Here is a 12,451-nt window from a genome sequence, read left to right on the forward strand (position 1 = left end):
GAATCCTACACCTGCGGGGACGCGTCCGGAAGGCCGCCCGCAAGGGCGCGCCCCCGTCGCGCTAGGTGCGGAAACGCCCTGATCGCTCAAAGCGTTTCGCTGAGGTTGAAAATCAACCGAAACCACGCTGAGCGCCGGGACGAACGATGTCGGGGACAAGTTGCCCGACGTACGATCGGGCTTGAGGCGCAGACGCAGAATGCTACGACGCGCGCTGTGGGGCTGGCACGCAAAGGAGACGGGCGCCGCTCTAACATCGCACATGCGCACCACGTCTACTATATATAAGTGTACGTGAGACTCACCCGCGCGCGGCTCTGCCAGGCACCGCGCGGACGATACAGGGAAGAGGGGCATGCCATGCGGAAGATGCGACTGGCGAAACGAGAGCTGCGAGAGCAGGAACAGCTGCGAGAGATTGTCGACACCTGCCAGACCGTGCGCGTAGGCTACAGTGACGATGAAGGCATGGCGATCGTGCCCATGAGCTTTGGCTACGAATGGACCGGGGACGACGCAGAAGCGAAGCACCTCGTGCTGTGGCTTCATTCCGCGGGCGAAGGACGAAAGGCGGATGCCTTCTCGCGCAACGGCGAGGCCGGCGTGCCCGTGGCAATCGAAATGGATATTGAAGACGGACTCATCACCGGCGATTATAGCTGCGCCTATTCTTACGCCTACCGCAGCATCATGGGCGCGGGCACGATTCGTCCCGCGGTGACGGTGGACGAGAAACGGCACGGCCTCGACCGCATCATGGAGCACCTGGCGCCCGGGTATCCCACGGGCTATTCCGATGAAGCGCTCGAGCGTGTCTTCGTGTGGCGCGTTGACCTCGACCACATCACCGGAAAGCAGCGTGCCCCGAAATAGAACGCCCAGCAGAGCACCTAGCAGAACGCCTAGGGAGGGCGGCTCCGCCATGAGCACTTGCTGGCGATTCGTCAACGCTCAGTAATGTTCCGGAATCAGCCTCGATTTTGAAGCGAAACTGAGCGTTGGCGAACAGGGCGGCCGTCGACACTCAGTTTCGCCCCACATGCTTCGCTCCACACGCCTCGCTCCACACGTATTACGCGGCGCACCTGATGCCCGGACCCGTCACCGCGCTCACATTCTCTTCCCTTCTATGCAAAACGCCCTGCATCGCATGAGCGGTGCAGGGCGTTGCAGTTCCCGATATGTTGAGAACGCTACTCGGCGGCAGCCTCGGTCTCAGCAGCCTCGGCAGGAGCCTCAGCGGGCTCAGCGGCAGCCTTAGCAGCCTCGGCCTCGGCCTTCTTGGCGGCCTCGGCGGCGTACTTCTCAGCACGCTTGGCCTTTTCGGCAGCCTTGGCCTCGCGCTCGGCAGCCTTCTTGGCAGCGGCCTCCTCGGCGGCCTTGGAGCGAGCAGCCTTCTTGGCAGCCTCGCGCTCGAGGGCGGCCTGAGCAGCGCCACCGAACTTGTCGGCGAAGCGCTGGACGCGTCCACCGGTGTCAACGAACTTCTGCTGACCGGTGTAGAACGGGTGGCACTCGTTGCAAAGCTCGACGCGGATCTCCGGGACCGTAGCGCGGGTCACGAAGGTGTTGCCGCAGGAGCAGCGAACCGTGCACTCCATGTACTCGGGATGGATTCCAGGTTTCATAGCAGGGACTCCTTATGGTCGTGTCCTGGTTACCAATCAGGACGTAAGGCGTCTTGGTTTCCGACCAAGACAGAACAAGCCGATAGTGTAGCACACCGTCGATCTTCCTTTGCCGCACGACATTGCGCCACAAAAGGTTCACCAACGCGGCGACTGCTCGGCCGAGAAGTCCGGCTGGCCGCTTCTGCCAGTCGGTTCCGCTCGCCGCTTCCACTCGTCCCCTCCGCCCGCCGCCCGGCTCGCCGCTTCTGCCCGTCGGTTCCGCTCGCCGCTTCTACCCGTGCCGCCAGTCGCCCCCGCCCGCCGCCCCTAGTCGCCCCTGCTCGCCGCTGCACGCGGCGCGCCTTGCCCCCCTCTCTCTCTTAACGCGCCTTCATATCTGTGTTGCCTGCGTGTGTCGTGATAACGAGGACGAATGAACCGAGCTTAGACGCGGGTACAATGCTGGATACGTGCATCGCTTTCGGCTGGAGCGACATGGCTCTGCCCCGCAGCACAAGCGCATGCCGCACCTCGCGGGCGAACGGTCGCCCAGCGAGCTCGGGGGCCAGCCGGTCTCCCGGCCCAATCCCCGCGGGCCCGCCCCGCCAACCAGAAAGGACTTCCATGGCCGACCTCGCCTCGAACCGCATCGTCATCACCGTCCTCGGCAAGAACCGCCCCGGCATCGTCGCCGGCATCTCGCGCGTCCTCGGCGAGGCCACGGTAGACATCCGCGACATCACGCAGAGCATCATCGAGGACATCTTCACCATGACCATGCTCGCCGACATGGGCGACTCCCCGTTGGACTTTACCGAGCTCCAGGAGAAGCTGCAGGCCGCCGGCGACGAGATCGGCGTCACCGTTCAGATGCAGCGCGAGGACGTTTTCAACTTCATGTATCGCCTGTAAGCCACAGACTCGCAGGCCTCGAGGGACGCGCCGCCATCCGCAGGTAGTAAGCACCGCGCCAAAGCGGCGCGCCTCGACACCGACAATCGGCACACCGCACGAAGCGTCTGCACCGACGCTCGCTTTGTCTTAACCATAGGGATCATCTAGATGGGAGGCAGCTGTGATAGATCAGTATTACAACCACAGCACCGTATATCAGCGCCATACAACGGACTTTGCTAAATCGCGTCGCCTCTCGCCGGCATCGAAGCGCCTGTACACGGGCGCCTCGATGGAACCCTATGATGAAGAGCTCTACCGCGAGCATAACGTCAAGCGCGGCCTGCGCAACGCCGACGGATCCGGTGTGGTCGCCGGCCTTACGCGCATCTCCGACGTTCACGGATACCGTATAGAAGACGGCGAGTTCATTCCCGACGAGGGCAAACTCACCATTCGCGGCTATGACATCGCCGACCTCATCGACAACGCACAGGCCGAGGACCGTTTTGGCTACGAAGAGCTCGCCTACCTGCTGCTGACCGGAGCACTTCCCCGCTACGACGAGCTCGAGAGCATCGGCGCGCGCATCGGCAGCCTGCGCCTGCTGGAGGACGAGTACATCTCGGAGTTTCCTATCGCTACGAAATCCAAGAGCATCATGAACGTGCTTCAGCGCGCCGTGCTGCTGCTCTACGCATTCGACGAGACGCCCGACGACACGTCGGCGCCCCATGAGGTAGACGTGGCGCTGTCGCTGCTCGCCCGTTTGCCGCGCATCGCCGCGATCGCCCACATCACGCACGAGGCCGAGACGAGCGGCGTGCGCGTTGTGGTGCCCGCGCCCAACGCGTCGTCCTCCATGGCCGAGGCCATCCTGGAAGTGCTGCGCGGCGGCCCCGACTTCACCCATGAAGAGGCCATGCTCCTCGACGTCATGCTCATGCTCCACGCCGAACACGGCGGCGGCAACAACTCGACCTTCGCATGCCGCGTGCTTTCGTCCTCCGCGACCGACGCGTACTCTGCCTATGCCGCAGCCATCGGCTCGCTCAAGGGGCCTCGCCACGGCGGCGCGAACGCCCAGGTCACCAAGATGCACGCGGACATTCGCGAGCACGTCGAGCACTGGGACGATGACGACGAGGTTGCAGACTACCTGGCAAAGATCCTGCGCCGCGAGGCCTTCGACCATTCGGGCCTCATCTACGGCATGGGACACGCGATCTACACGCTCTCCGACCCGCGCGCCCAAATTTGCAAGCGCTATGCGCGCCATCTGGCCGAAGACAAGGGTCTGGGCGAGGAGTTTGCCCTCATCGAGCGCATTGAGCGGTTGGCACCCGAGGTCATGCGCGACGTGCGCGGCACCACGAAGCCCATCTGTGCCAACATCGACCTCTACACGGGGTTCATCTACAATATCCTGGGCGTGCCCGAGACCCTCTTCACCCCGCTGTTCGCCGTGGCCCGCATGGCAGGTTGGGCAGCTCATCGCATGGAAGAGCTCTACGGCGCCCACCGGATCATCCGCCCCGCGTACAACTCGGTCATGGACGACGTCACCTACGTGCCTATCGCCGATCGTCACTAGCGTCGCGTCCTGCCGAGCGAGCCGCATGTAAGAACCAGGACTCCCATGATCGTATTCTCCGACCTCGACGGAACGTTTTTCGACTCGCACAAGCGCATTCCCGCGCTGAATGCCAAGGCGATGGACGAGCTTGCCGCACGCAGCATAGAATTCGTGCCCTGCTCGGGACGTCCCCTGGCCGGCATCGTTCCCGAGGTGCTGGAGCATCCGTCGGTGCACTACGCCATCTCAGCAAACGGCGCCGCGGTGACCGACGTTCGCACGGGGATGACGCTGCATCGCATTGACCTGGGGCTTGAGCGGGCACTCGCCATATACCAGCTTGCCTGCAACCACGACGTGACCTTCGACTTCTTCGCCGACGGCCACGACTACATGTGCCGCGAGCAATACGACCGCCTGGCCGAGTTCGTGGACGACCCCTATGTGCTCGCCTCCATGCGCACCACGCGTACCCCGTTCGACGGTGACCCCGTGGACTTCGCGTATACGCTAAAGCACATCGAGCGCATCGCCATCTACTGGCGCGACCCCGCCGACCGCGACACCCTGGAAGCGCAGATCTCTCAGGATGAAAGCGTCGCCATCGTGCGCTCGTACGACACGAATATCGAGGTCTCCGACGTACGGGCCTCCAAGGGATCCGCACTCACGTGGCTCTGCGACCACCTGGGGATTCCCGTTGCCGAGGCCGTCGCGTTTGGAGACAACATCAACGACATCTCGATGATTGAAGCCGCGGGAACCGGCGTCGCCGTGGCAAACGCCGAGCCCGAGGTTCGCGCCGCTGCCGATGTCATCGCGCACTCGAACGACGAGGCGGGCGTAGGACGCTTTGTGCTGGAGCAGCTAGGAGCAACGCTGTAGATGCCGCTCTAGAGTGCACGCAGACGCCCCCGGCTCCCGACGACGAGTGGCCCGTCCGCGGCGCACGCCTCTTTCGACAGGGCCATTCACCCGTGGCGCATGGCCCAGAGGATGCGATTTAAAGGCTCGTGACATAGCTCCCGAAAAACTCGTTTCGGTTTTATGCAGTTAAAAATCAAAACACCGAGTAGAGGGCCCAATTGCACCAACAAAACCCCTGGATTCGCGGCGTCGACACGATGGTCTACTCGTCAAATTGGAAATTAACTGCATAAAAACGAAACGAGTTTTTCAATGCCATAAAAAGACCCACTGGAAACGGTTCAAAAAGCCCTTGATTGCACCACCCTGAAGTTACGAGCACGATTCCGAAAATACGAGCACCTTCCCGAAGTTGCGAACACGATTCCAAAATTGATAGAGCTTTTCGTCCAAAAACACCTTGAAAACAGGGGTGGAATGGCCGAATCGCGCACGTAACTTTAAGCGGGCGTACGCATTTTCAATCGAGCGCACGCAACTTCAAGCAGACGCATGGAGCGCTACTCGGCTGTGCGCAATATTGACCGACGTGTCTTTCAGGATGGCCAACTCAACGCCATGCGTCCATCCTGCGTTGTAGAGACTTATTGTCTGTAGACCATCTGTCGGCATTCCTGGATATTCCTTCGCGAAGGGGTACCCATGAATGTTATTCACGTGTTTGCCAGCAATGTTCGGATGTATCGAAAGCGCCTCGGCCTTTCGCAGGAGGCGTTTGCCGAAAAATGCGGCCTGCATCGCACCTACATCAGCTCGCTTGAGCGTGAAAAGCGGAGTATCTCACTCAAGAACATCCAACTTATCGCCGAGGCGCTCGGCATAGAACCGTATCGCCTCTTCATTGAGCACGACTCTCCCGCCGACCTCGACGCCGAGGACGCCCTGTTTGCCGACCGAACCCATAAGCAGCAATAACGCGCCCCGCCTCCGTGGACGGCCCATACAACGACGCCTTTGAATCAGCGAAAACCTACGCTCGCGGCGCCTAACAGTGCCTCGTCGCATCCTCCTGCGCCGCGCCAACCCGCAGCAAGATACTCTATATTCGTAGAAGCACCATACGTGCCGCCAATCGATCGCGGGGGCACCGAAAACCGCACTAACGGCGCTCGTCACTCAAGGCGCGCGGCGTCTGGTCGGGTGTCCCGGCGCTATGGCCCGACGCGCCATCGCCGTGACCGGGCATCCAATCGCCGCGGCCATCCGCCGCCGGACGCTGCTCGGCGGGCTATTGATAGAGGAGGAACCTGCTATGAACCGCATCGGACATACCACCAACGCGGGATCGAGAGCCATGTCGGTCAGCCAAATGTCGGTCAGTCGACGTGGTTTCGTGATGGGTGGCCTCGGCATCCTCGCCGGGCTGACGCTTGCCAGCTGCACGAACGCCGATGACCACAGCGCCGCAGGCTCGGCGCAGGCCGGCTCTGCACCCACAACGTCCGACGCTGTAACCATGCGCATCGGCGCTTTGAAGGGTCCGACCGGCATGGGCCTTGTCGGTCTCATGGACGCCACGGGCGCGCTCTCCGCGCCCGATAACGACGCAGCGAGCCCGGTGGGCACCGACCCTGCCGGCATCGGAAGCCTTGCCACGACCTATGAGTTCACCCTCGCCGGATCTGCCGACGAGCTCGCTCCCCGCCTCATCCAGGGAGACCTCGATGCCCTCTGCGTACCGGCGAACCTTGCCGCGACGCTCTATCAGCGCACCGAGGGCAACATCGTGGTATCGAACATCAACACGCTGGGAGTGCTCGATATCGTGGAGGCCGGACAGACCATCCAGACGGTACACGACCTGGCCGGAAGGACCATTCATTCTGCCGGACGCGGCTCGACGCCGCAGTATGCGCTCGAGTACATCCTGCGAGCGGCAGGGCTCGAGCCGGGCACCGACGTCTCGATTGAATGGCACAGCGAGCACGCCGAGTGCCTTGCTGCGCTGCAGGCGGACCCTACCGCGGTGTGCATGCTGCCCCAACCGTTTGCAACGAGCGCCCTGTCCAAAGTCGATGGCGCGCGAATTGCCATCGACCTCTCCGAAGCGTGGAATGACGCCGCGGCGAGCGCCGGAAGCGACGCCACCCTTGTGACGGGTGTAACAGTAGTGCGCCGAGCTTTCGTGCAGGACCACCCCGACGCCGTCGAGGAATTCCTGGACGCCTACGCGCGCTCCGTGGACTTCGTCAACGATGACCCCGCAACGGCGGCGCAGCTCATCGAGGCCGCGGGCATCATCGACGCGACGGTGGCGGAGCGTGCAATCCCCTACTGCCACATCGTGTGCACGCGCGGCGAAACGATGCATAGCGAGCTAGAAGGGTACCTGCAGACCCTCGCGGACGCCGACCCCTCCAGCGTGGGCGGATCCATGCCGGACGACGATTTCTATCTGGTCGACGCGACCTCTGCATAGCCTATGCCAGACCGAAAGCACAGCACAGGCGGGCGAAACGCCATCGCCAACGACACCCGCGCCGCACAGCGGCACGAGGATCGCCATCAACGTGGCTCGGGACGACGCCTTCGCGGCTGGGGGCAGCGCCGTCGCAGCCGGGAGCAATGCCTGCCGAACGACGGCCGAACGGGCCCACGTGGGAGCTCGACAGCCCCGGCCGCGTCGAAGCGCCCGACGCGTGGCCTATCCCTGTGGGCAATCGCAACCTGGCTTGTGCTGTGGCAGCTTGCGGCCCTGGCGCTTGACAGCGAACTGCTGTTGCCAGGCCCCTTGTCTGTGCTTTCACGTCTCGCTATGGCAGCGCTGCAACCCTCCTTTTGGGGCCGTCTGGGATTCTCGCTCATCCGCGTGGTCGCCGGCTTCGCAGGCGGCATGGCCATCGCCTCCCTGGGAGCTTCGCTCGCCGTGCGCCGCCCACACATAGAGGCGTTTCTTGCCCCGCCGATCGCGCTTGCCAAGAGCGTTCCCGTTGCGGCGATCACGGTCCTCGCCCTCGTGTGGCTGCGCGCAAGCGAGCTCTCCGTACTCGTTGTGATGCTCGTCGTGACGCCCCTTGTCTACGAAGCCCTGCTTGCCGGCCTGCGTGCTCGTGATCCACATCTCGATGAGCTGGCCCGCGTCTTTCACCTCGCACGCTGGCGCCGCGCTCGCTACATAACCTTGCCCCAGCTCATGCCGGCCATACGGTCTGCCTGCACAACGGGGCTCGGCATGGCGTGGAAGGCATGCGTCGCAGCCGAGGTCATCGGCATTCCTCTGGGCTCTGTTGGCGAGGCGTTCTACGATGCCAAGGTCCATTTCGACACGCCCGGGCTCTTCGCCTGGACCGTCGCAGTGGTAGTGGCTTCCGTGGCGATGGAGAAGCTGCTTGTCGTCGCCCTGGATGTGCTGCACAGGGCGGCGTTGAGTGACTTTACGGTCGAACGGATTTCCGCGGTGGGCGCGCCGTCTGTTCCCGGTTCCAGCTGCCCCGCGAGTGACAGAGCGCCGAGTGCGCTCCGCCTTGACGAGGTATCTCGCCACTTTGTCGGAGGCGCCGGCGTCGGCCCCATCTCGCTTGATGTGCGTCCCGGAGCGCCGATTGCCGTCATGGCCCCCTCCGGAGCCGGCAAGTCGACGCTGCTGCGCATCGCCGCCGGACTCGAGGTGCCGGGCGCTGGTACCGTCGCGCGACCTGGTAGCGGGCGCGCGTCCACGGTCTTTCAGGATGACCGGCTCATCGAGGGGGCAAGCGCGCTCACCAACGCGCGCCTAGCGGTTCCAGCAGGTTCGCGCGAGTGGCAAGAAGCACCCGATCTGTTGCGCCACCTTGGACTCGAGGACTGCATGGCGCGCCCCGTCGAGACCTGCTCGGGCGGCCAGCGCCGACGCATCGCGCTTGCCCGGGCACTTCTCGCTCCACATGACGTTTTGCTGCTGGACGAGCCCTTCACCGGCCTGGATGACGAATCCCGCGCCGCAGCGGCGGCGCTGGTTCGCACGCGTGAAGAGGGTCGCTGCGTGCTCGTTGCCACGCACGACCTGCGCGACGCGGACCTTCTCGGCGCGCAGGTCGTGTATCTCAGCTAGGTCAATCGGCTGCGCCCCAGCCCGGACGACGCCGGTGCGGGCGGGCACATGCCGGCGCGGGCGGCCGCACCCCAGCGCGGACAATCCCGGTACAACCCACTGCGCCCCAGCCCGGGCGCACGCCGACGCGACCAGCCACATGAACCCACTTGGTGAACCCGCTTACACGTATTCGAAGCGCTCGGCGTCGAAAACACCCTCCGGACGAATGCGCATGACCGGAATGACGGGAAGCGGCAAAAAGATCATGCCCATGATGGGGTCGAGCGGTGGCTCAACGCCCGTGGAGCGAGCTTCGCGCATGAACAGGTCGTGCTCGCGTGCGACCTCCTCGGCAGGCTTATCGCTCATAAGGCCACCCAGCGGTAGATCGATGCGCGCCACCACCTTGCCGGCGCGCACCAAAACAAAGCCGCCCTGCCCCACCGCCTGAACAGCGGCGAGCATGTCGGCGGGATTATCGCCCACCACGCACACGTTGTGAGAATCGTGCCCGATCGTAGAGGCGATGGCACCGCCCGAAATGGTGTAGCCGCGCACCCAGCCGCGCCCGATGTGCTTGCCGACCAGCCCCAGGCCCGCGGGCCCCTGGCCGTCTGCACCCGCAGCCTGCGCCGCCACGCCGCGACCGTGGCGCTCCACCAGCGCGATGCGCCGCAAGCCCTCGCCGCTCTCGGGCCGTGCGACGCCGGTGACGGCATTGCCGGGAATAACGTCGATCACTGCCTCGCCCGGCGTGAAGGGATAATCAAACACCTCCTGGGAAAGCTCCGGAAGATGGACGGACCCGCGCAGCGTGGCCTCGAGGCGGGCAACCTCCTCGGACTCCGGAAGAACCTCGCCCACGAACGCGCCGTCGCGCGCAACCAGCTTGCCCGCAGAAAAGACGAAGGCCGGCGGACGCACAAACGCCAGGTCATCCAGAAGCAGCAAGTCCGCACGTTTGCCGGGGGCAATGGCGCCGCGCCGCTCGAGCGGATCGGACACGCCATGGTCCAGCCCAAAGCACTCGGCAGTCGAAAGCGTTCCCATGGCAATCGCCGTCACAGGATCGATGCCGGCATCGATAGCCATGCGACACGCATTGTCGATCATGCCCACGCTGATCGCGTCCGAGGGCGCACGGTCATCGGTTGCCAGACAGCACCGACGAGCCCGGAAGGGATCATCCCGAACAAGCGGCGCAAGCTGCGCAAGGTCATGGCTGCAGGTGCCCTCCCTCAGCATGATGTACATCCCGCGCGAAAGCTTGTCGAGGGCCTCCTCGGGCTGCGTGCACTCATGGTCGGCGATGATGCCCGCCGCGGCATATGCGTTGAGGTCACGCCCCGCCGCGAGCGGCGCATGTCCGTCAACCTGGCGCGACATCGTCTGGGCGGCCACGCCGACGCGCCGTACGGTCTCCTCGTCCGCGGCATAGATGCCGGGCGTGTTCATCATCTCGCCCAGACCAAAGATCTCGCCGGGATGCTCATCCATAAACGCGCGCATGTCCTGCGCGGTAATGCTTGCCCCGGCCTGTTCATCGGGCAGCGCCGGTACGCACGAAGGCATCATGAACTTGATGTCGAGCGGCGCGCGGCGCGCATCCTCAATCATGAACGCCAGGCCATCGAGGCCGCAGACATTGGCGATCTCGTGGCTGTCTGCGATGGCGGTCGTGGTGCCGCGGGCAAGCGCCATGCGCGCGTACTCAGCCGGGCGCACGTTGCTCGACTCAATATGCAGGTGTCCGTCGATGAAGCCCGGCGCAAGGAACCTGCCCTTGCAGTCGATGACCTCGCGCGCCTCGTCGTCGGGCACCTCCGAGTCGCGGTCGTCAAACAGCACGGACGCGATCGCCCCGTCGCGCACCGCCACGCGACCCGGCACCACGCGATGCCCGTACACGTCCACGATGCGCGCGTTGACGAACAGCGTGTCCGCAGGCTCGCGCCCCTCGGCGGTGTCAATCAGCTTCTTGTGCTGCGCATCCAGCATGTCTGTTTCCATGCTCGCTCCCCTCGATGTCGCTCGTTGGATGCATCGTACCCGAGAGCGGCCGCCGCGATGCACCATACTGCCAACGGCGCACAGCTGTACCGCAGCCATATAAAACAGGGTCGCGGCGCTGCGCCACGACCCCGTGTCTCAATCGATTTTCGTCCTGCCGCGTTCCTTGGGGACACCGCAGAAAGAACGTATGGGCCCGTCCTACTTCAGGCGCGCGAACTTACGCTTGCCCACCTGCAGGACGACGCCCGCATGCAGCAGCCCGGGCTCGACGTTGTAGCTCTTGGGGGCAACCGGCTGCTGGTCGATCTTCACGCCGCCGCCATCGATCAGACGACGGGCCTCGCCCGTCGAAGGTGCCAAGCCGGCTGCGCGCAGCACGCCCGCCAGATAGATCTTTCCCTCGTCGTTGGGGGTCAGGTCAACCTCGACCTCGGCGATGTCCTCGGGCAGCTGGCTCTCCTTGAACACGCGGTCGAACGCGGCCTCGGCCTCCTCACCCGCGCCGGCGCCGTGGTAGGTGTCGCACAGGTCGCGCCCGAGCGCACGCTTGAGCTCGTACGGGTCGGCGGAGCCGTCGGCGAGCGCGGCCTCGATCTCGTCCACCTCGGCCGGCGTCTTAGAGCTTGCCAGGCGGTAGTACTTGCCAATCATCTCGTCGGGGATGGACATGGTCTTGCCAAACATGTCGGCCGGCTCGTCGGTGAGGCCGATGTAGTTGCCGTAGGACTTGGACATCTTGCGCACGCCGTCGGTGCCCTCGAGCAGCGGCATGGTGAGCGCGACCTGCGGCTCCATGCCCATCTTCTCCATGAGCTCACGGCCGGCGAGCAGGTTGAACAGCTGGTCGGTGCCGCCCATCTCCACATCGGCCTTGATCTTGACCGAGTCGTAGGCCTGCATGACGGGGTACAGGAACTCGTGCAGGGCGATAGGCGTCTGGGACTGGTAGCGCTTGGTGAAGTCGTCGCGCTCCAGGATGCGAGCGACCGTGAACTTGCTGCAGAGCTCGAGCATGCCCTTGAGGTCGAGCGACAAGATCCAGTCGCCGTTGTGCACGATCGTGGTCTTCTCGGGGTCGAGGATCTTCATGGCCTGGCTCACGTACGTGGCGGCGTTGGCCTCGACCTGCTCCTGGGTGAGCTGCGGGCGCGTGGTGTTCTTACCGGAGGGGTCGCCGATCATGGCAGTACCGTTGCCGATGATGAGCGTGACCTTGTGGCCGAGGTCCTGGAACTGGCGCATCTTGCGAAGCGGCACCGCGTGTCCCAGATGCAGGTCGGGGCTCGTGGGGTCGACGCCCAGCTTGATGTTGAGCGGCACGCCGCGCTCGAGCTTCTTCCTCAGGTCCGCCTCGGGCACAATCTGGGCGGCGCCAGACGTGATGATGCGCATCTGCTCGTCGACTGGCAGCAAATCTCT

The 12,451-nt window shown here is 64.2% G+C and carries 10 protein-coding genes; 7 read left to right on the top strand and 3 right to left on the bottom strand.

Annotated features, from left to right (window positions below):
* Window positions 1-360 precede the first annotated feature (360 nt).
* Window positions 361-873, top strand: a complete 513-nt coding sequence (locus B5F33_RS09150) for a pyridoxamine 5'-phosphate oxidase family protein (protein WP_239285009.1) — start codon at window positions 361-363, stop codon at window positions 871-873.
* 320 nt (window positions 874-1,193) lie between these two features.
* Here the strand turns inward: B5F33_RS09150 and rpmE are convergent, their stop codons facing one another.
* The gene (gene rpmE, locus B5F33_RS09155) at window positions 1,194-1,628 is read right to left on the bottom strand and encodes a 50S ribosomal protein L31 (protein WP_087411509.1); all 435 of its coding nucleotides are present in this window, start codon (window positions 1,626-1,628) and stop codon (window positions 1,194-1,196) included.
* A 606-nt stretch (window positions 1,629-2,234) separates the two neighbouring features.
* Between rpmE and B5F33_RS09165 the strand changes: the two genes are divergently transcribed.
* From B5F33_RS09165 to B5F33_RS09190, 6 genes are all read left to right on the top strand, one after another.
* Entirely contained in the window at window positions 2,235-2,522 is a 288-nt protein-coding gene (locus B5F33_RS09165) for an ACT domain-containing protein (protein ID WP_087411511.1), read from the top strand.
* A gap of 163 nt (window positions 2,523-2,685) precedes the next feature.
* Window positions 2,686-4,098, top strand: coding sequence for a citrate synthase (locus tag B5F33_RS09170; RefSeq protein ID WP_239285012.1), 1,413 nt, complete (start codon window positions 2,686-2,688; stop codon window positions 4,096-4,098).
* Window positions 4,099-4,143: 45 nt separating this feature from the next.
* Window positions 4,144-4,965 (top strand): Cof-type HAD-IIB family hydrolase, encoded by an 822-nt coding sequence (locus tag B5F33_RS09175; RefSeq protein ID WP_087411512.1) that lies wholly within the window; start codon window positions 4,144-4,146, stop codon window positions 4,963-4,965.
* Window positions 4,966-5,649: 684 nt separating this feature from the next.
* Complete coding sequence (locus B5F33_RS09180) at window positions 5,650-5,922, top strand: helix-turn-helix transcriptional regulator (protein ID WP_087411513.1); 273 nt, start codon at window positions 5,650-5,652, stop codon at window positions 5,920-5,922.
* A 337-nt stretch (window positions 5,923-6,259) separates the two neighbouring features.
* Window positions 6,260-7,426 carry an ABC transporter substrate-binding protein gene (locus B5F33_RS09185; RefSeq protein ID WP_239285014.1) on the top strand — a complete coding sequence of 389 codons (1,167 nt, stop codon included), beginning with the start codon at window positions 6,260-6,262 and terminating at the stop codon, window positions 7,424-7,426.
* Window positions 7,427-7,762: 336 nt separating this feature from the next.
* The gene (locus tag B5F33_RS09190; protein ID WP_239285016.1) at window positions 7,763-9,037 is read left to right on the top strand and encodes an ATP-binding cassette domain-containing protein; all 1,275 of its coding nucleotides are present in this window, start codon (window positions 7,763-7,765) and stop codon (window positions 9,035-9,037) included.
* Between the two features lie 162 nt (window positions 9,038-9,199).
* Here the strand turns inward: B5F33_RS09190 and B5F33_RS09195 are convergent, their stop codons facing one another.
* Both B5F33_RS09195 and tyrS read right to left on the bottom strand, forming a co-directional pair.
* Entirely contained in the window at window positions 9,200-11,029 is a 1,830-nt protein-coding gene (locus B5F33_RS09195) for an adenine deaminase C-terminal domain-containing protein (protein ID WP_239285018.1), read from the bottom strand.
* A gap of 201 nt (window positions 11,030-11,230) precedes the next feature.
* The gene (gene tyrS, locus B5F33_RS09200; RefSeq protein WP_204214495.1) at window positions 11,231-12,445 is read right to left on the bottom strand and encodes a tyrosine--tRNA ligase; all 1,215 of its coding nucleotides are present in this window, start codon (window positions 12,443-12,445) and stop codon (window positions 11,231-11,233) included.
* Between the last annotated feature and the right edge of the window lie 6 nt (window positions 12,446-12,451).

It is taken from the genome of Collinsella sp. An2, from assembly GCF_002160065.1.
GTDB lineage: Bacteria > Actinomycetota > Coriobacteriia > Coriobacteriales > Coriobacteriaceae > Limicola.

Bases quoted from the DNA above. Each gene is read 5' to 3' on its own strand.
- B5F33_RS09195 (WP_239285018.1), bottom strand. From the start codon at position 11,029: ATGGAAACAGACATGCTGGATGCGCAGCACAAGAAGCTGATTGACACC.
- B5F33_RS09180 (WP_087411513.1), top strand. From the start codon at position 5,650: ATGAATGTTATTCACGTGTTTGCCAGCAATGTTCGGATGTATCGAAAG.
- B5F33_RS09165 (WP_087411511.1), top strand. From the start codon at position 2,235: ATGGCCGACCTCGCCTCGAACCGCATCGTCATCACCGTCCTCGGCAAG.
- B5F33_RS09185 (WP_239285014.1), top strand. From the start codon at position 6,260: ATGAACCGCATCGGACATACCACCAACGCGGGATCGAGAGCCATGTCG.
- B5F33_RS09190 (WP_239285016.1), top strand. From the start codon at position 7,763: ATGGCAGCGCTGCAACCCTCCTTTTGGGGCCGTCTGGGATTCTCGCTC.
- B5F33_RS09150 (WP_239285009.1), top strand. From the start codon at position 361: ATGCGGAAGATGCGACTGGCGAAACGAGAGCTGCGAGAGCAGGAACAG.
- B5F33_RS09175 (WP_087411512.1), top strand. From the start codon at position 4,144: ATGATCGTATTCTCCGACCTCGACGGAACGTTTTTCGACTCGCACAAG.
- rpmE (WP_087411509.1), bottom strand. From the start codon at position 1,628: ATGAAACCTGGAATCCATCCCGAGTACATGGAGTGCACGGTTCGCTGC.